18 protein-coding genes and 1 pseudogene are annotated in these 18,227 nt (G+C 39.5%); 9 read left to right on the top strand and 10 right to left on the bottom strand.

What is annotated here, in order from left to right; all coding sequences use genetic code 11:
• The first annotated feature begins 178 nt into the window (after positions 1-178).
• Positions 179-1,597, top strand: a complete 1,419-nt coding sequence (leuC, locus tag RTR43_RS16515) for a 3-isopropylmalate dehydratase large subunit (RefSeq protein WP_312473323.1) — start codon at positions 179-181, stop codon at positions 1,595-1,597.
• A gap of 3 nt (positions 1,598-1,600) precedes the next feature.
• On the top strand, positions 1,601-2,191 hold the full coding sequence (gene leuD, locus RTR43_RS16510; protein WP_312473322.1) for a 3-isopropylmalate dehydratase small subunit: 591 nt from the start codon (positions 1,601-1,603) through the stop codon (positions 2,189-2,191).
• 209 nt (positions 2,192-2,400) lie between these two features.
• On the opposite strand, the gene RTR43_RS16505 is transcribed toward leuD, so the two are convergent.
• A complete protein-coding gene (locus tag RTR43_RS16505; protein ID WP_312473321.1) occupies positions 2,401-2,715 on the bottom strand; it encodes a DUF3892 domain-containing protein in 315 nt (104 codons plus the stop codon).
• A gap of 149 nt (positions 2,716-2,864) precedes the next feature.
• Here RTR43_RS16505 and RTR43_RS16500 point away from each other — a divergent pair, with 149 nt between their 5' ends.
• The 3 genes from RTR43_RS16500 to RTR43_RS16490 all read left to right on the top strand — a co-directional run bounded on the left by RTR43_RS16500 (position 2,865) and on the right by RTR43_RS16490 (position 5,003).
• The gene (locus RTR43_RS16500) at positions 2,865-3,614 is read left to right on the top strand and encodes an RDD family protein (protein WP_312473320.1); all 750 of its coding nucleotides are present in this window, start codon (positions 2,865-2,867) and stop codon (positions 3,612-3,614) included.
• A 184-nt stretch (positions 3,615-3,798) separates the two neighbouring features.
• Complete coding sequence (locus RTR43_RS16495; RefSeq protein ID WP_312473319.1) at positions 3,799-4,299, top strand: DinB family protein; 501 nt, start codon at positions 3,799-3,801, stop codon at positions 4,297-4,299.
• 305 nt (positions 4,300-4,604) lie between these two features.
• On the top strand, positions 4,605-5,003 hold the full coding sequence (locus tag RTR43_RS16490) for a GyrI-like domain-containing protein (protein ID WP_312473318.1): 399 nt from the start codon (positions 4,605-4,607) through the stop codon (positions 5,001-5,003).
• 240 nt (positions 5,004-5,243) lie between these two features.
• On the opposite strand, the gene RTR43_RS16485 is transcribed toward RTR43_RS16490, so the two are convergent.
• Positions 5,244-5,957 (bottom strand): VOC family protein, encoded by a 714-nt coding sequence (locus RTR43_RS16485; RefSeq protein WP_312473317.1) that lies wholly within the window; start codon positions 5,955-5,957, stop codon positions 5,244-5,246.
• 202 nt (positions 5,958-6,159) lie between these two features.
• Positions 6,160-6,750: a DUF1836 domain-containing protein gene (locus RTR43_RS16480; RefSeq protein ID WP_312473316.1), complete on the bottom strand. Its 591-nt coding sequence runs from the start codon at positions 6,748-6,750 to the stop codon at positions 6,160-6,162.
• A 132-nt stretch (positions 6,751-6,882) separates the two neighbouring features.
• Here RTR43_RS16480 and trhA point away from each other — a divergent pair, with 132 nt between their 5' ends.
• Positions 6,883-7,530, top strand: a complete 648-nt coding sequence (gene trhA, locus RTR43_RS16475; protein ID WP_312473315.1) for a PAQR family membrane homeostasis protein TrhA — start codon at positions 6,883-6,885, stop codon at positions 7,528-7,530.
• 83 nt (positions 7,531-7,613) lie between these two features.
• Here the strand turns inward: trhA and RTR43_RS16470 are convergent, their stop codons facing one another.
• The 6 genes and pseudogenes from RTR43_RS16470 to RTR43_RS16445 form a co-directional block, all read right to left on the bottom strand.
• A complete protein-coding gene (locus RTR43_RS16470) occupies positions 7,614-7,847 on the bottom strand; it encodes an excisionase family DNA-binding protein (protein ID WP_312473314.1) in 234 nt (77 codons plus the stop codon).
• A 267-nt stretch (positions 7,848-8,114) separates the two neighbouring features.
• On the bottom strand, positions 8,115-9,143 hold the full coding sequence (locus RTR43_RS16465) for a DmpA family aminopeptidase (RefSeq protein ID WP_312473313.1): 1,029 nt from the start codon (positions 9,141-9,143) through the stop codon (positions 8,115-8,117).
• Positions 9,140-10,075, bottom strand: coding sequence for a dipeptidase (locus RTR43_RS16460; RefSeq protein ID WP_312473312.1), 936 nt, complete (start codon positions 10,073-10,075; stop codon positions 9,140-9,142). Before RTR43_RS16460 ends, RTR43_RS16465 begins: the two co-directional genes overlap by 4 nt.
• Positions 10,076-10,178: 103 nt before the next feature.
• A complete protein-coding gene (locus RTR43_RS16455; RefSeq protein ID WP_312473311.1) occupies positions 10,179-10,634 on the bottom strand; it encodes an SRPBCC family protein in 456 nt (151 codons plus the stop codon).
• Positions 10,635-10,879: 245 nt separating this feature from the next.
• Positions 10,880-12,193, bottom strand: a complete 1,314-nt coding sequence (locus tag RTR43_RS16450; RefSeq protein WP_312473310.1) for a purine/pyrimidine permease — start codon at positions 12,191-12,193, stop codon at positions 10,880-10,882.
• Between the two features lie 21 nt (positions 12,194-12,214).
• Positions 12,215-12,370, bottom strand: a pseudogene (locus RTR43_RS16445) (bile acid:sodium symporter family protein); the annotation flags it as partial.
• A 217-nt stretch (positions 12,371-12,587) separates the two neighbouring features.
• Here RTR43_RS16445 and RTR43_RS16440 point away from each other — a divergent pair.
• The 3 genes from RTR43_RS16440 to RTR43_RS16430 all read left to right on the top strand — a co-directional run bounded on the left by RTR43_RS16440 (position 12,588) and on the right by RTR43_RS16430 (position 16,001).
• The gene (locus RTR43_RS16440; RefSeq protein WP_312473309.1) at positions 12,588-13,406 is read left to right on the top strand and encodes a YitT family protein; all 819 of its coding nucleotides are present in this window, start codon (positions 12,588-12,590) and stop codon (positions 13,404-13,406) included.
• 187 nt (positions 13,407-13,593) lie between these two features.
• Positions 13,594-14,472, top strand: coding sequence for a LiaG family protein (liaG, locus tag RTR43_RS16435; RefSeq protein ID WP_312473308.1), 879 nt, complete (start codon positions 13,594-13,596; stop codon positions 14,470-14,472).
• A gap of 173 nt (positions 14,473-14,645) precedes the next feature.
• Complete coding sequence (locus tag RTR43_RS16430; protein ID WP_312473307.1) at positions 14,646-16,001, top strand: MATE family efflux transporter; 1,356 nt, start codon at positions 14,646-14,648, stop codon at positions 15,999-16,001.
• Between the two features lie 21 nt (positions 16,002-16,022).
• Here RTR43_RS16430 and RTR43_RS16425 read toward each other — a convergent pair whose 3' ends face one another.
• Complete coding sequence (locus RTR43_RS16425) at positions 16,023-18,071, bottom strand: putative bifunctional diguanylate cyclase/phosphodiesterase (RefSeq protein ID WP_312473306.1); 2,049 nt, start codon at positions 18,069-18,071, stop codon at positions 16,023-16,025.
• Positions 18,072-18,227: the final 156 nt, after the last annotated feature.

Genomic DNA, 18,227 nt, shown 5'->3' with positions numbered 1-18,227 from the left:
CGGTTTTCCCATATTAAAGTGGGGGATTCGCTAGTAAGGTGAAGTTATTCGACAGTAAGGTGAAGTTATCCGATAGTAAGGCGGAGTTTTACGACAGTAGCATGAATTAATACTTAGAGGACACACAGGGGGCCACTATACCCTCTCTGATAAATCTATTAACGTGAGGAAGGAAGCTATGCAAACACCAAAAACGATTATCCAAAAAATTTGGGAGCAGCATGTTGTCCAGCATGAACAAGGAAAGCCCGATTTACTTTATATTGATTTGCATCTCGTTCACGAAGTGACCTCTCCTCAGGCATTTGAAGGCTTACGAATGAACGGGCGCACCGTTCGTCAACCGAATCTCACCTTTGCGACGATGGATCATAATGTTCCTACACGTGAACGCCATATTATCAAGGACCAAGTCTCTAAGACTCAAATGGATACATTAAAACATAATTGTCAGGAATTTGGCATTACACTTGCTGACATTCATCACCCTGATAACGGGATTGTCCATGTAATTGGTCCGGAACTTGGTCTCACCCAGCCCGGAAAAACTATTGTTTGCGGTGACAGTCATACGTCGACACATGGGGCGTTCGGTGCTCTCGCTTTTGGAATTGGTACGAGCGAAGTCGAACATGTCCTTGCCACACAAACGCTTTGGCAAGCACCACCAAAAACACTTAACGTAAAAGTCAATGGTGAGCTTGGGACGGGCGTAACAGCGAAAGACTTAATTCTGGCGATTATTGGGAAATATGGTGTCCAGTTTGGAACCGGCTATGTGATGGAATATACAGGTGCAGCAATTCGTGCCCTCTCAATGGAAGAACGGATGACGGTTTGTAACATGTCAATTGAGGCTGGCGCTAGAGCAGGACTCATTACACCCGATGAAACCACTTTTGAATACTTACGGGGAAGGCGACATGTCCCTCAAGGTGAAGCGTTCGAGGAAGCGGTTGCCAAATGGAGGGAACTTGCCACTGATGAAGGTGCGACCTATGATGCGGTCGTTGAGATAGAAGCCGCCGAAGTCGAGCCGCAGGTTACCTGGGGCACAAATCCAGGTATGTGTATTCCGATTACCGCAAATGTTCCAAGTCCAACCGAAGCAGTGAAAACCAGCAAGAAGGACGAAATCACCCGAGCACTTGAATACATGGGCCTTGAAGCGGGTCAACCCATTTCAAGTGTGAAAATAGACCATGTATTCATCGGTTCCTGCACAAATTCACGCTTAAGCGACTTACGTAAAGCAGCTGAGGTTATTCGTGGCCGGAAAGTTAGTCCTGCTGTTACCGCCATCGTCGTTCCTGGTTCGTTTAGCATCAAGCTTGTTGCAGAAAAAGAAGGACTTGATGAGGTCTTTAAAGATGCTGGCTTTGAATGGCGTGAAGCCGGATGCAGTATGTGCTTGGCGATGAATGATGATATTTTATCACCAGGAGATCGCTGCGCCTCCACTTCGAACCGCAATTTTGAAGGGCGCCAAGGAAACGGAGCACGAACACATCTTGTCAGTCCTGAAATGGCAGCTGCTGCTGCGGTTGCCGGTCATTTTGTTGATGTCCGACAGTTCACTGCACAGGAGGTTGGTTAAATTATGGAACCGCTACGTACTCACAAAGGCCTTGTTTGTCCCTTAAATCGGACCAATGTCGACACAGACCAAATTATTCCGAAGCAATTCCTTAAGCGAATCGAGCGCAGCGGCTTTGGACAATTTTTATTTTATCATTGGCGTTTTGATGACAATGGAAATCCGCGTCCAGATTTCCCTTTGAATGATGCAAAATATAAAGACGCATCCATTTTAGTAGCCGGCGAAAACTTTGGCTGCGGCTCCTCTCGTGAACATGCTCCCTGGGCTGTTCAGGATTTTGGCTTCAAGGTCATTATCGCCCCAAGCTATGCTGATATTTTTAAAAACAACTGCGTAAAAAATGGCATCCTCGCGATTCAGGCGAGTGAGGAACAAGTTCAAGCAATCATAGAAAAAGCTGAATCTGAAGGTTATACATTAACAGTCAACCTTGAGGAACAAGTAGTTTATGATCATGAGGGCTTTGAAGTAAAATTCGATATCGCTCCCTACCCTAAACAAATGCTGCTTAATGGCTGGGACGAAATTGGTGTGACTCTAAACTATGAGGAAAAAATTAATAATTTTGAACTTATCCACCTGCAACCATGATTAAAGGTGTCAGGCACCAACAATGTTGGTGCCTGACACCTATTTATTTCTATTGTTCTATTGCCGCCCTTTTTATCCAATTCATAGAACTCCCCCTTACAATGCTTAAATGAATATATTCACTAGAAAATGATTATCTCCTCTATAAAAAAATAAAAGCCCTACTCCTTTTAGGAGTAAAGCTCTCGTTTTTCCTTCATTTTTTTCACCTAAAATTCCGGCAATTGATCAAGATTATTTTCCTTTATCCCGTCTGGTTCACTTCGAATAATATCTCTCCCGTATTTGTGAAAAACATCGATATGAGCAATCTTCCCCGCCTTCGCTTCCTCTAAGGCCGTTATATAATCCAATTCCCGCCCGGTATTTGTTTTAAAAGCAATAAGATCCCCATCGTTATTTTTCCTGACTCCTACAAACTCTTCTTTTCCATCATGATTCGTTTGGTTCGCTTCCAGTTGGTCCTGTTGCTCACTTTGCTGCTTATATTGTTCGTAAATTTTTTCAAATTCCTGTTCCATCATTTCCACCTCCGAACATTTGTTAGTATTATTCTTTTTGAAAAATTTATCCAAGGGTTTAAAAGTGTCAGAAACTTGTCAAAATTAACCTAATCGATCAAAAAACTCTAATATCCCATGTGGTATAATTTACCTGATTGGGAGGCGATTTAATGGAACCATTAGAAGGATATGCTTGGTTTTATATTCGGAATCATCACCAACAGGGACCAGTGGGATTGTTTGAGCTAAAAAAATTGTTTGAACAAGGAATATTATCCGCTGACACATTTATTTGGACAAAAAACATGCAATGCTGGCAAATGGCCAAAACGCTTGACCTATTTTACGGCGTTATTCCCAAAACCGAGCCGGAGGAACAAGTTCCAAAGAATTATGCTATTGATTGGGAAGAAATAAAAAAGGATACTTATCCCAATGGAAGACCCGCTGTACGATACCTTGCCAGGTTTTTCGATCTCTCGCTATTTTCACTTTTCCTAATCACCTTTGTATCCATCTTCTCTCCTAAATTCATTCTAGAATCTTCAGAAATCTTTATTTTTATGTTTAGCCTTATTCTCTATATTTTAGTCGAGGCCGTCATTCTTTCAATTTTTGGTAATACGTTAGGAAAGGCCATTCTTAATACAAGACTTAGAACGGTTAACGGAGAACCAATTGATTTTCTCACCGCACTCAAGAGAAGTATTTTTGTTAATGCTGCTGGTATGGGGTTTGGAGTTCCCATTATTAATTTCATTTGCTTTTATTTTTCTTATTTTGATCTTAAAAAAAATGGAAAATCCACCTGGGACGAACAAATCGGAACAGTTGTTTTATATGGTCAAGTTAATTTAACGAGGATTCTGTTCGTCAGCCTATTTCCGATTGCACTTTTGGTGGCTGGGACTCTTATCTAGACCCTTCATTTGTGAACAAATGAACAAAACCATTTAAAAGAAGCACTTGATAAAAAATATTAACAGGTATAATATGAATGAAAATCGCGTAGTGAAGGAAAACTCAGGAGAATACTTTTCATCGTAGAGAATATATACAGAATAGGAATCTAAGTATGCACTTTCTGGTGAAGGGGGAAATCTCATGAATAAATTAGTAAATGATAATCTGTATGAAACGAGAAATATCCTAATAAAGGAGATTACTTTATTAAGTGATGCTCAATTTAATAGTAAGCCTGATATGAATAAGTGGAGTATAGCACAAGTTTGCCATCACTTAGTTTTAGTGGAAGAGGCATCTATAAAGGCTATTGCATGGGGATTAAAAGAGATTGATAGTACTCAAAAAGAACGCAAAAAAGTTCACCTTATATTATTGGATAGAACGAAAAAGCTTAAAGCTCCAAATATCGTTGAACCAGATGTAGAACCATTTGAAGTTCAGCAAATAATTGATTTGTTAAATGATTCGAGAAAAAAATTGCTGACTTTTCTTAGTACTATAGAAGATAAATCCATATTGGCGGAAAAATCAGTGAAACATCCTGTTTTTGGTGAATTACCTCTTGATCAATGGATTGAACAGATATTTTTGCATGAACAGCGACACATTGAACAAATAAAAGAGATAAAATTACTTTAGATGCGAGGCACTAAACTTATGATTATAAGCGGATTTTGTTTGAGTAAAGAGTAATTAGCCTATCAAAAAAGAAATTTTAACTTTTTGAAATATTATACTTAAAGTAACGGGTAGCGTTAATCCAGGAAGGATTAACGCACTTTTTTGTTGAATTCTTTATTGAACTAACCAAGGTAAAGGAACTGCGAAAGCTATGTTAGAAATAATTTACGAGGAATGCCGGATTGTGGCATAACACCTTTAAAGGGAATTGGATATTTATGTTGAATCTTTTAAATAAGGATAGACAGAAAGGATGAATATTGATGAAATTAACAACCATTAACAGCATTAGAACGAATAATTTTAGTGATGATCGTGTGATGCAAAAAATCACAGAAATGTGGAAGGATGCTTCTAATCGTCTAGCTAAACATGAAAACAATACATACGGTGTTTATCATGAATATGATAGTAACTATAAAGGGGATTATTCATTAAGCGTAGCTATTGATGATAATGGTGAGGAACCAGTAATAGAGATACCAGATTACGAGAAATACGAAATCTTCAAAGTGGATACAGGCGAAGAACAAGGTATATTTAATACTTGGTGTAAGATATGGGATCAAGAAGAATCAGGTACATTAAAACGAGCTTATTCATATGATTATGAGAAATATTACCCTAATGGGGAAATTGAAATACACATCGCGATAAAGTAGCAAAGATCATTGGTCATTCATCTTTAACTAAATGGGTACGTTAGCAAAAAATTGAAGAATAACATGAATGGCTTAGAGAAAAACTCCGAGTCATTCTTTATGTGAAATATACTACGAATCCCTTGGTGAATATTTTGTGATTAATGTTGAGATTTTCCTTGCGATTTACTATTTTGCACCTCACAAGTGAACCCGTTCGGCACCTATTTGAATAGGTGCCAGATTTTTAGTTATCCATTTTTACCCATTATAGATTCCAATCACATTTCCATCGAGGTCTAAGAATTGCGCAAATGTACCGAAATCGGGGATTGCCGTTTCTGGTACGATAACTTTCCCACCCAGTTGGCTTACTTTTTCTAAACAAGCTGAAATGTCAGCCACTTTAATATAAAGGGTCAGATAGGTAGGTTCCTCGCGTGTCCAATTATAAATAAGACCATTTAACCCAGCGTCCTCTCCAGATATACTCATGACCGGTCCATCGTCGGTAATCCTCCAATTGAAGACGGTCTGATAAAACTTCTGTGAACGACTTCCTTCCCTGGCAGCAATTTCGAAAAAACTAATATGATTTACAGCAATATTATCCATACTCTGACTGTTTTTGTGCTTGCTACCTCTATAAGCCCCAACGATATTCCCATCTGGATCGACGAATTGAGCAATCGAGCCACCAGTTGGAACTGCCATTTCCGGTAGGATGACACTCCCACCCATTTCCTCGACTTTCGCCAAACATTCCTGAATGTTGTCCACATTCACATAAATGCTGACATGTGTCGGATGATCTCTATGCGGCCATTTGAGAATGTGACCGTTTAGTCCCGCATCAGAAATTTTCAGTAATGGACCCACGTCAGTTATTTTCCAATTAAAAAGGTTTTCATAAAAGCTTTTCGCCCGGTTTCCGTCCCTTGCTGCAATTACAAACATTTCAATCGTTTGTCCCATTTTTAGCCACTCCCGTTCTATTTTCTTAAGCGCAATACTCTCAGCTTTCAGTATTAGCGATTTTTTGCCATTTCTCAAACTATTCTTAGTATATATGAATCTTAATTCTACTTCATTATGCTCATTTCCTTCCAAGGAAGTCAGAGTTTCATTAAAAACAAGCTATAAGATGTGAATCCATTTTTTAGGGGAGTCTAAAAGACTATTTTGGGCGCTTGACTTCTTTTTCAACGACAATATCATCGACTAGCTTTTCAGCCACTCTTCGATATAAATTGCTCATATGGATGAGTGATGAAATCATGAGCACCTGCTCTAGATAGGCAGAACTCTCCTCTTGGTTTGCGGTGATTTCTTCATTAACATCCTTCATTCTTGTGTCGATATCCTTTTTAAAATCAGCAACATTCTGGCTGGTTAATTTCAGATAGCTAGTGTAGAAGGAATCCAAATCTATTTCTTCTTTTATGATCCGTTTATTCATCCCATCTAGCGTGACTTTAATATCATTGATTGATAATGCCCCTTTCAGCTGATAAATCAAACTCATCAAGATCAGATGCTCTTTTGAATACTTTTTATTCTGAATCGGAAAAATCAACTTTCCTTTGGCATAGTTATTGATCATCGTCTTCGTAAGAACCTTTTCCTCGTCATTTCGCTTTGATTCAGAATATTTATTTTCAAATAGTTGAATCACTTGATCCATGTATAAATCTATGTTTGGAATTTCAGTCAACTCTAAGCTTCTATCTAAGTCGAGCCGTTCGATTATTCGATTGATATTCTCCATTGTAAAAACCCAGTTCATTTGCTTTGATATTTTTATTATACATAAAGAAATAGGTATTGACTAGATGATAAAACGTTAGTATCATTATATGTAGTTATTGAAACTACATATCGTGTTAAGGGGGCATATATAATGAACAGTTACATTCGGGAACCAATCAATGGATTCACTCATTTAGCCGGGGCAATATTATCTTTTGTTGGACTTCTGGCGATGGTCATCAAGGTATCACTAACAACTCCGTCACCACTGGCAATCACCGCAGTCATTATTTTCGGCGTAAGTATGATTCTGCTTTATTCCGCTTCAGCCACCTATCACATGGTAATAGCCAAGGACAAAGTGATTGCCTTCCTACGGCGGCTCGATCATTCGATGATTTTTATTTTAATTGCTGGCACGTATACGCCTTTTTGCTTCATTAGTTTGAACGGAAAAACGGGTGCGATTCTGTTTTCGATTATCTCAGGCGTTGCCATCAGTGGTGTTGTGTTCAAAATGGTTTGGTTCAATTGCCCCCGCTGGATTTCTACAGCATTATACCTTGCCATGGGTTGGATGATTGTTTTTGTATTTTCACCACTTGCAGGAAGTTTAAATCCGATGGGATTGTTTTTATTGGTGCTAGGTGGAATCTTCTATACAATTGGCGGAGTCATTTATGGAGCAAAGCCTAAGTTTTTGGAATCTAAATATTTTGGCTTCCACGAAATCTTCCATATTTTCATTCTGCTTGGCAGCTTAGCACATTTCTTATCAGTATTTCTTTACGTGATTTAATCATAATGGGAACAAAAAAAGAGCTTGGGTTCCAAGCTCTTTTTTTCGACCAAAGTTTTCTTATCCTCCTGGCAAATAAAACCTTAATCTTCATCTTTAATATCTTTATCTTCAGGAATTGGTTCATTCGCCAATTCTTCCACTAAGTTTTTATATTTCTTAAGCTGTTCAAAATGTGTCTTGAATTGTTCCTTGTAGACCAATACTTCACCTTCACTGTCACGTAAAACTCGGATTTTTCCTTGTAAAATTAAACTCTCCACGTATGGTACAGATACCGATAAATAATCAGCCGTTTCCTCTACTGTTAAATACACTTATTTCATCACTCCTTCTACTATCTTAATAGAGCCTATTATAGCTTATTTTATCAGGATTATTTTTTATCTTAAGGCTCTTATTTCATAGATTGTTACTTTTATTGAACTTTAAGGACGATCTGACAATTACCCTTCAATCCGCTGATAAAAGTAACATATTCGCTGATATATCCTTTAAATTCGTTGATGAGCTGAATATAATAAGACCTTTTAAAGAAAAGTTGTGGAATTCTGCTTTCTCTTTTATTGTAAAGTACAGTGTTTCTATTCCTCTTTCAAAAAGTTAAGATGATTTACAACTCGTCCTGCTCTGCCCTTTGTGGTGACTGCTTGTGAAAGTGAATTTAAGATTGCTTCTTCAACCGCCTCTGCTGCCGCGGTAAAAAGTTGGTTCATAACCAGAGAATCTTCTCGAATCTGTATCCGCGTTTCCGTCAATTCCTCAGCAAAGTGGGGAATTTTCTCTGCAGTTGAAAATGCAATGACAATATCACCGCTGCCATGGCTAAAATGACTGCCTACTCTGCCAAGTCCAATTCCGCAGCGTTTCGCAACCCGCTGCAACTGACGGTCACTTAACGGGGCATTTGTTGCCAGCACGATAATAATCGAACCATCGGCTGTTTCGGAAAGTCCGGTCTTACCATCATATTGAAAAGCCCGAAATTCCTCCATTTCACCAAAATTACTAAGAACTAAACAGCCAACGGTGTAATCTTCAACAACCCGTGATGAAGAACCGATTCCACCCTTATAACCAAAGCAAATCATTCCCTTACCGGCACCAACAGCCCCTTCCCTTGCTTGATGACCGGAAGCATTCATAATTGCCTCTTTCGCGTGTTCCGGTTTAACTGGGAACAGTCGAATTGAATTTAAATAGCTGTCATTGCATTCCCCAACAACAATATTGATGGTCCCAGTGGTATCGCCGATTTCTGGATTTTCCCCAAGCATGTACTCAAGTGTCCCTTGGGTCACAGCAGGTACTGCAAATGTATTCGTCAACATAATCGGCGATTCGAGCACACCTAATTCATTTAGCTGCACAAGGCCAGTCGTCTTCCCAAATCCGTTTATGACATAACTCGCTGCTGTTACTTTTTCATTAAACAAATTCCCTCCATGTGGCAAAATCGCCGTTACACCTGTACAGGCATAATCATTACCAAATTCATCTAGAGGTAAATCCAGTGTCACATGACCAACCTTAACACCCTCGACGTCTGTAATACAGTTTTTCACACCCGTTGGCAGCTTGCCAACAGTGATTCCTTTTTCTCTAGCTTTCATCTTCCTATCCCCGGCCGATGGTCAAGGAAGTTTTGATTGGCAAAGCCCCTTACCTCTTCTTCTTTAAAGTGTTTTAACAGTTCATTTATGAGATTTTGACTCTTAGATGCATCTTCTAAATCCGTGATAAAGGTCGAAATTCCATCGAAGTCCGACCCTAAACCAACTTGCCTCACACCACCTAATGAACAGAAATGATCGATATGCTTTACTAGATCAGGGATTGTCACCTCACCAGATTCTTTTACAAACGGAGGATGGTAGACAACATGAATCAAACCGCCCTGGTTAAACATCGCTACAGCTTGTTCATCCGTTAAATTTCGCGGATGACTACAAAGCGCTCTTGCATTGGAGTGACTGGCAATCGGATACTTGGCTAATTCAATAACCTCCCAAATCCCTTTGTCACTTAAATGCGACACATCTGTTAGGATTTGATGTTTGTTATTAAAGGCAACAATTTCTTTTCCAAACCGTGTCAGCCCCCCGCCGCGTGGTTCCTCAGCCCCATCTGCGGCAAGATTTGCATGATTCCAGGTCAGACCAACGGAGCGAACACCCAACTGATAAAGAATATGTAACTTTGTTAAATCATTGCCGACCGCATCCACACCTTCAAGTGTTAGCAGCGCACCAATTTGTCCAAGCTTTAACTGATCAAAATCTTCCCACTCCTTCAAATGGACCATATCTGGATTTTTCCCAAGCACTTCCTTGTAAAAATAATCAATTTGCTCGAGGGCAACCTGAAATTTCTGATCGCCCTTAATTTCTGGTTCAATAAAAATGGCAAAACATTGTACCTTGACTTGTCCAAGCTGTAATCTTGTTTTATTCGTCTGGAGTTCTGGCGCATCCGTAAATCGTAAAGCACCTTTAGCTTCTTGAAGTTTCATCAATGCATCACAATGTAAGTCAATTATATTCATTTAGAGCCTTCTCCTTTTTTTTAAAAGTTTAACACAATAAAAAGAGCTAGGTGCATCATTTACCTAGCCTAAGAAGTAATTAATTTTTTCATAAAAATATGAGTTAGTTTTGTTCCGCTATCTTTTTTACCTTCGGCAGCACCTTGTCCCAAATCTCGGCACTTGCATTTCTATATTTCTCACCATCGGTCATCACTGAGAAATCCCCTTGTAAAATATGAAGGGTCGTTTTGCCATTTTCTTCTGATAACTCAAAAGTAATACCGTCTTCATCTGACACTAGCGCTTTTTCCTCACTTCGAACATCAAACACGGTAAACCGTAGTAATTTGTTTTGCTCAACAGCCGTTACATTCCCTTCGACAATGACCATACCGTCTTGCCCCTTCCAAAGAACCGGACTGCTAAGTTCCCATGTTGATTCGATATGGAACTCTGGGCCACCACTTGAAAACTCAAGCGCCCATTGATTTGTATGTTCCGCCTTTGTCAGAGCAGCCCACACCTGTCCCACCGGAGCATTGATTTCAATCGTTTTATCGACAAAAAGCTTTCCCATTCGTATCCCCCATTTCAATCTGATTTTTAAAAGTAATTCCATTATATCTCAAAGAATATATCTAGAAAAATTTCATTAAGAAAACTGACCGACTAGCGAAGACAAAACGTAGTTTAATGAATAGATTCATCTGCGATGGAAATACGAACGAAGTCTTCCGTGGAGCACTATGCGTTCAAATTTATGAATATTAATTTTGGCAAAAAAAATTCCCCTCACCATAATGGCGAAGGGATTTTTACCTATTAATTTATACCTACTGCATCCTTCTTTTCTCGAAAAATCGCATGTTCAAGCAATAGACAAAAAATCAGTCCTACGAGCAAGCCATTGGAAACGATGTTCCGCAGCCATGGTGCGACACTTCCAAAGCTTTCAGGAGGCAGGAACATCATGCCGATTCCTACCATGAGCGAAAGGCCGATGACCAATAGATTTCGCGCGGACGGCTCCTGTCCCATAAGATCGCGAATACCAAAACCCATCATTTGTGAAAAAGGAATAAATAAAGAGGCGTAGGCAACTTCTAATGGCAGGGTCGATAAAAATCCGCCGATATACGGGAAAAACCCAGCGACCATAATCAATACTGCCCCGATAATCAGCGGGCGCATCCTTTTTATTCCCGTTGTGCTAATAAATCCAGCTGAAACCGATAAAGGCACAACTCCAACAACGGAAAAGATTCCGGAAACAAATAAGTTAACCCCATTGCCGAAAATCCCCTTTTGATACTGTTTGGGCTTCACTTCTTTTTCTAAGGCAATACCCACGACTAAAATGCTGGCAATCACATTTGAAATAAGCACAACAGAGGTAATAATCGACGTCAGGACAATCCCTAAATCAAATTGAGGCATCCCCCAGTCAAGTAGCTTTGGTAATGTGAACCAACTGGACGGCTCATATACTTTACCCTGATGAATCAATCCAAATAAATGAAACAACATCCAACCGACAACAATCCCAATTAGTGGCCCCATGCTTTTTAAAATACCGCTTACTTTGAGGGAAATCGTTAAAATAATAATAATTTCAATGAAACAAATAAAGGTAATTTTCCCACTTAACTGGCCTGTTGCGGTTATTCCGAGGATACTTTTAAAAAAAGAACCGCTCAACTGACTAACGAGTAAGATTAAATATACTCCAGTCACAATTGGTGTAAATAAATTGCGCACCTTTTCAATGATCGGTAAAAATCCTAAGACGGCTAAGAATATCCCGGCAATGATGAGGCCCATTTCTAATTGCTGTAGCAAAAGACCCTGATCTCCCGGAGCACTCATCGTTCCAAGCAGGATAAAGATGGCCCACCACATACCTGCTGCTCCTTCGACAACAGGAAGACGGTGGCCAAAGAAAATTTGAATCAATGTGGCCGCACCGCTGACAAATAGCATTCTTTCCATAAAGGTTGAAATGTCAGCAGGTGACATATGGAAGGCAGCACCTACCACTACAGGAACGGCAATAATGTTTGTCAGCATAAAGACAGCCCACTGAACGCCCTGGACTCCTGCTAGAAAGCCGCCCTCTTTTTTTGTGAAATCAACCATATTTTGAAACCCCTTCTTTCTCTATAAAGCAACAGATTCTTGTTTTTCCAACTTACTATTATAATACCTATCAAGAAAATGTCCATTCAATGAGGCGAGTACTTGTTGGAAAAGCATGCCGACAACTACAGGAACAGCCACTTCGGCCGGAAAAAAAGTTACAGAGATAACAGCCCCATTGAAGGATATATCTTTCGGAAATCGAAAGAAACCGTTGAGTTTTTTGAACGTTATATTCGATTGAAGTTATTGTAGCGGATTACAGGGCAATTGGCGAGGAATTTTTCCATTTAACTTTCTTTTCAAAGTATTATTACTAAGACAAACTGAATTGACTAAAGCTAACAAAAGGCATAAAATCTTCCATGAGAAAAAAATCATTGAGGTGTTTATTTTGTTACGTCTAATCTTTCAAATCATTGTCACTGGAGCTTGTGCATTACTTTTCGGCTTTGCCTTTAATACCTTTCTCATCCCACATAAATTGGCTTCGGGCGGAGTAACTGGGATTGCCTTCTTTATTCATCATTTTATCCATATCAATACAGGCTGGATTATTCTCATCATTAATATTCCCTTATTTGTTTTAGGTCTTAAATACTTGGGAAAAAGATTTATCTTGTTAACCATTTATGCTGTAGTCGTTCTATCGCTAAGTATGAAGTTTATCCCGGTCCATCCCATCAGTCATGATATTCTTCTATCCTCGATCATTGGCGGTGCCTTGTATGGGATAGCTGTTGGCATTTTGATTCGGTTTGGCGGTTCGACTGGTGGAACCGATATCATCAGTCTTACTCTTTCAAAGAAAAAGAATATGCAGGTTGGATTTTTAAATACTTGTATGAATCTTTTGGTGGTGGGTATTTCTGGTGTAATTTTCGGATGGAATATCACATTATATACGATTATTGCAATTTATGTTGCCGGCCGTGCAGTTGATATGGTGTATACCACTCAGAACAAATTAACCTTAACGATAGTGACGGAAAAGTATGAAGAACTTTGTGAAGCATTAATCCACCTGCATGTCCGAGGAGTTACGATCACGGATGCAGAAGGGGCCTATACCCACAAACCTAAAAAGGTATTAACAACTGTCATCACGAAATTTGAACTTAGTGAAACAAAGCATACCATTAGGGGGATTGATCCGAATGCTTTTGTCAACATTACCCAAACGTTAGAAGTAATGGGACGCTTCCGAAGGTAATAAGAAAAGCGCAAGGCACCAGGAGCTGGACATTTCTCGAAGCTCAAACTTTCCTTATTTGTTAAAATAAAGCAGATTTCCAATAAAAATACGCCTCAAGTCGTAGCGAAAAATAAATCCCCGGTACATAGAGGAATGCGAGAGGAATTCTTATCCTATATATAGAAGGATTAAGGAAGCAAAGGGGATGGAAAAATTGAAAAGAATTTTGATACTTTTATTGGTGATTACCGGCTTATATATTGTGTTTAATCAGTCCGTTCATTTTAATGTATTTAGCGACAATAGCAACAAAGACGGGCATGCTGCTATTTCAAATGGTATCAGCACGATTAATATTGATATTTCGAGTGGAAGTACAACGATAATTCCCGAAGACCGCAAAGATTTGAAAGCTGTTTATACTGGAAAACGAAAGTTAACGGTTAAGGAAGATGGAGATACAGTGGAAGTTACGCTAAAAAGCAAGGGCTTTAATTGGTTCGACTGGGGCTCCTTCTCCGATAAGAGTAAGCTAAAAATCTACATTCCTAAAGATTATAACCGCAGCATGTTCATTGATTTAGGCTCTGGGAATTTGGACTTTTCCGGGGAGTCAAAAAACAAGCCGGTAAAATTAGATGAATTAACGATAAATATCGGATCTGGCAACATGAATCTCAAAAACCTAAATGTGAAGCAGTTTGGACATGATGGCGGATCAGGAAATGTGGACATCGATTCATTAAAAACGAAAACAGGCACTTTTGATATTGCCTCTGGCAACCTTGATATCAAGCATTATACTGGGGCAATAAGAGCGGATGTATCATCCGGCAGGCTGAATATTCAACTAGATAAGTTAATCGATTCCATACAAATGGATGTAACCTCAGGAAATGTCGGACTTGACTTACCTGACAATGCTGACTTCACTTTAAACGGTGATGTAAGCAGCGGCAATATTTCATGCGACTTTCCATTAACAACGAAGGACCTGAACAAGAAATCCATCAAAGGTACACATGGCTCCGGTAAATACAAGATTGAGCTGGATGTCACCAGTGGAAACATCCGAATCTATTAAAAAGAAAAGCGCTGGATTTCAGCGCTTTTCTTTTTTAGAAGGAGAGTTCCTATGTATCAATACCATTTCCCTTAAAGAGATTGGCGATAAATTTTCTATTTTTTTCTTGTTCATTTAGGTGTAAAATGGAATTTATATTTTTAATAAGTTAAAAGGGCAAAGGAGTATTATCTTTGGAAGAAAAAGCTAACACATATCAAGAACAATCCCTTTTTAGTATCTCTTGGCCACTCTTTATTGAACTGGCTCTTCATATGGGCATGGGCATTATTGCGACATTTATGTTAAGTCACTACTCGGATGCCGCCGCAGCAGGAGTAGGTGTTGCGAATCAGCTATTGAATATTTTCATCTTAGTTTTCACGGTTACTTCGATCGGAGCAACCGTCTTGATCAGTCAAAGTCTAGGAGCAGGACAACTGAAAAAGGGTAGGCAATTATCCCGCTCTGTATTCGGCTTGAATGTTTGGTTTGGGATTGCCGTATCTGTTATCGTTTTCCTTTTTGGAGAACAGCTTTTACGTTTATTCGACATTCAAGGAAAAGTATTCGAATACGGTCTGACATTTGTCCGTATTTGCGGTATTTCCCTTTTTTTTGAATCGATTTCACTTGCGTTAAGTGCTGTCCTGCGCAGTCATGGGTACACGAAGGAATCAATGGTTGTGACAGTGGTTATGGACATGATCAGTGTTGGCGGAAATATCATCGCCATTTCGGGGATTTTCGGCTTGCCGATTACAGGTGTAGTTGGTGTTTCGTGGGCAATTGTTATTGCACGGGCATTTGCTGTATGTGCTTTAATCTATTTGGTATATAACAGACTTTCATTAAAGCTGACAGTAAAAGATATTTTTAAGGCAAAAAAAGAGGATATCAAGCGATTGCTTTCCATCGGGATCCCCTCCGCAGGAGAAAATCTATCCTATCAATTATCTCAGCTCGTGATTACTAGCTTTGTAGTCTCGATGGGTACGGCTTCCCTTGCAGCACGTGTCTATATATTAAATATTAATATGGTTTGTTTTTTATTCACTTTGGCAATTGCCCAAGGAACGCAGCTGCTTGTGGCACGGTACATTGGTGGCAGACAGTTTCATCGGGCACTAAAGCGTGGGATTCGTACCTTAAAAATTGCCATGATTGCCTCGTCACTGACATCATTAGTTATCGCTTTGATTGGTTCACCCATTTTGGAGACTTTTACAAAAGACCCTAGCATCATTACTATTGGTCTGCCTGTTTTATGGGCAATTGTCTTTGTTGAACCAGGCAGGGCTATGAATATCGTCTTGATGAGTTCACTCAAGTCAGCAGGAGATGTCCGGTTTCCTGTCATCATAGGAATGATATCGATGTGGGGGATAGCAGTTGCCCTTAGCTACCTGCTTGGGGTTCACTATGGGTTTGGACTATTAGGCATTTGGCTCGCCCAAGGGGCCGATGAATGGCTGCGCGGCTGCTTCGCCTTAAGACGCTGGCTCATGAAGCCGTGGGAGCACTCAAGGAAAGTGCAGATACGCGCATAACGTAGATAAGTGGTATCCCGATTAAATTGGGATACCACTTTTTCTATTCGTATATAAAAGAAATTCGTCCATTTGCTCAGTTGGAATCGGTTTACTAAATAAATAACCCTGACCAATCCTGCATCCATTCTTCTTTAAAAAAGAAAGCTGCTCCTCTGTTTCGATTCCCTCAGCGATCACAGTAAAATTCAAATTCAAGCCCATATCAATAATCGTTTTCACCATGACACCTTGATTTGCATCATAGAGCAAATCATCCACAAATGATTTATCGATTTTGATTTTATCAATCGGGAGATGCTTTAAATAGCTTAAAGAAGAATAACCGGTTCCAAAATCATCAATCGAAAGCATCACGCCCAGTTCTTTCAATTGATTTAAGATAATCATGGAATTCTCAGGGTTCTGCATAATACTTTCGGTAATCTCCAGCTCCAGTTGGTTTGCTGCCAGGCCAGTGTCATCCAAAACTTCTAGAATATATTCGATGAATTGGTCATCCTCAAATTGACGGACGGAAACATTAACAGCGATTGGGAAGTCACGGTAACCAGCTTTCTCCCAAGCCTTTCTTTGTTTGCAAGCTTCTGTTATCACCCATTTTCCGATTGGGACAATCAGTCCAGTTTCCTCTGCTAATGGAATAAATTCAGAAGGAGCAATGAAGCCATGTTCCGGATGGTGCCAGCGAATTAAGGCCTCTATTCCGACAATTTCTCTTGTTAGTAGTGACACTTGTGGCTGATAATAAAGCATCAATTGGCCCCGCTCTAATGCCTTTCTTAAGCCATTTTCCAGTTCCATTTTCCGGATTGATATCCCATTCAAATTGGAGGAATAGAAGCAAAAATTATTCCCTCTTTCTTTGGCAAGGTACATAGCCGTATCAGCATTTTTTATTAAGGTTTCCTCGTCAGTGCCATCAGTTGGGTACATACTGATTCCAATACTTGGAGTGACATAAAACTCCTGGTTATTCACTTCTAGCGAATGAGAGAATTCATTCAGGATTCGCCTTGCCACCTCGGTGACCTTTTCCTTATCGATATCCTCTAGCAAAATAATAAACTCGTCCCCGCCCTGCCTTGAGATAAACCCTTCATTTTGAACGGCCATTTCTAATCGACGGGCAACCTTTTGGAGAATGAAATCCCCAACCGTATGCCCTTTCGTATCATTAATAATTTTAAAACGATCCAAATCTAAAAATAAGACAGCTAGAATTTTATTTTCGTGGTTGCTTAGAACGGTGTTAAGATAATGCCTAAACCTATTTCGATTGGGCAAACCCGTCAACGTATCATAAAACGCCATATGTTGAATCGTTTTCTCAGCTTTCTTTCGCTCAGTAATATCCCTGCCGACTACTTGAACGGCTAATCTGCCCTCATAAAGGATGGGCGTAGTGGTCATTTCCACATCAATGGGTTCTCCATCGAGCCGTTTCACCTGAAATTCAACTCTTACCCTTTCTAGTTCTCCGCGATCAATCCGGCCTACTTTCTTTCTAATAGTCTTAATAATGTGTGATGAAGCAAATTTCAAAGCAGACTCACCAATTACTTCATCAGGGCTTGATGCCCCAACTAATCTCCATCCGGCTTCATTCATATATTCCACTTTTTTACTGCCTATTACAGCAATAAGGTCAGGTGACATTTCTACTAAACTACGGTATCGGTCTTCACTTTCCTTGCGATCAGTAATATCAAACAAGACACTATTAAAATCAACGAATTTTCCGTTTTTATCCAACATTGGAAAACCTCTGTCCTGGATCCATCGCACTTCCCCATCAGGACGGATTATCCGGTATTCACTTGTAACGGTTTCCCCGGCAGCTAATTTCTTTTCTCTATGAGATAAGACATGTAAATCATCTGGATAGATCACTTTCTTCCAAAGCTCAAGGTCTTTATAAAAATCAATATATGAATATCCATACAATTTTTCAATCCCAGGAGTAATTAAGAGCGTATCTGATTTTAAATCATGGGACCAAATGGCGACATCAAGAGTATCAAAAATATTCTTCAATTTTAGTTTGTTCACTTGAAGCTCTTCATCCATTTTCATTATCACGTTTATTGTGCTAATAAAAAATGGAAGAATTCCAATTAGTACAATAATAGAAGCATACTTTAAGAGTTTAAGGTCTGGGAAAAGATTAGTGATGACCACATCTAGCAGCTATGTAAAGATAATCAAACTAAAGATGAGTATCCA

This window comes from Neobacillus sp. (assembly GCF_031988165.1).
Taxonomy (GTDB): domain Bacteria; phylum Bacillota; class Bacilli; order Bacillales; family Cytobacillaceae; genus Neobacillus; species Neobacillus rhizosphaerae.
Note: the sequence above shows the minus strand (reverse complement) of the source record. Positions and strands in the feature narration are given on the sequence as shown.

Coding starts and splice junctions, on each gene's coding strand:
- RTR43_RS16495 (WP_312473319.1), top strand. CDS start 3,799: ATGAATAAATTAGTAAATGATAATCTGTATGAAACGAGAAATATCCTA.
- trhA (WP_312473315.1), top strand. CDS start 6,883: ATGAACAGTTACATTCGGGAACCAATCAATGGATTCACTCATTTAGCC.
- liaG (WP_312473308.1), top strand. CDS start 13,594: ATGGAAAAATTGAAAAGAATTTTGATACTTTTATTGGTGATTACCGGC.
- RTR43_RS16500 (WP_312473320.1), top strand. CDS start 2,865: ATGGAACCATTAGAAGGATATGCTTGGTTTTATATTCGGAATCATCAC.
- RTR43_RS16480 (WP_312473316.1), bottom strand. CDS start 6,750: ATGGAGAATATCAATCGAATAATCGAACGGCTCGACTTAGATAGAAGC.
- RTR43_RS16455 (WP_312473311.1), bottom strand. CDS start 10,634: ATGGGAAAGCTTTTTGTCGATAAAACGATTGAAATCAATGCTCCGGTG.
- RTR43_RS16465 (WP_312473313.1), bottom strand. CDS start 9,143: ATGAAAGCTAGAGAAAAAGGAATCACTGTTGGCAAGCTGCCAACGGGT.
- RTR43_RS16450 (WP_312473310.1), bottom strand. CDS start 12,193: ATGGTTGATTTCACAAAAAAAGAGGGCGGCTTTCTAGCAGGAGTCCAG.
- RTR43_RS16505 (WP_312473321.1), bottom strand. CDS start 2,715: ATGATGGAACAGGAATTTGAAAAAATTTACGAACAATATAAGCAGCAA.
- RTR43_RS16490 (WP_312473318.1), top strand. CDS start 4,605: ATGAAATTAACAACCATTAACAGCATTAGAACGAATAATTTTAGTGAT.
- RTR43_RS16460 (WP_312473312.1), bottom strand. CDS start 10,075: ATGAATATAATTGACTTACATTGTGATGCATTGATGAAACTTCAAGAA.
- leuC (WP_312473323.1), top strand. CDS start 179: ATGCAAACACCAAAAACGATTATCCAAAAAATTTGGGAGCAGCATGTT.
- RTR43_RS16485 (WP_312473317.1), bottom strand. CDS start 5,957: ATGGGACAAACGATTGAAATGTTTGTAATTGCAGCAAGGGACGGAAAC.
- leuD (WP_312473322.1), top strand. CDS start 1,601: ATGGAACCGCTACGTACTCACAAAGGCCTTGTTTGTCCCTTAAATCGG.
- RTR43_RS16425 (WP_312473306.1), bottom strand. CDS start 18,071: ATGGATGAAGAGCTTCAAGTGAACAAACTAAAATTGAAGAATATTTTT.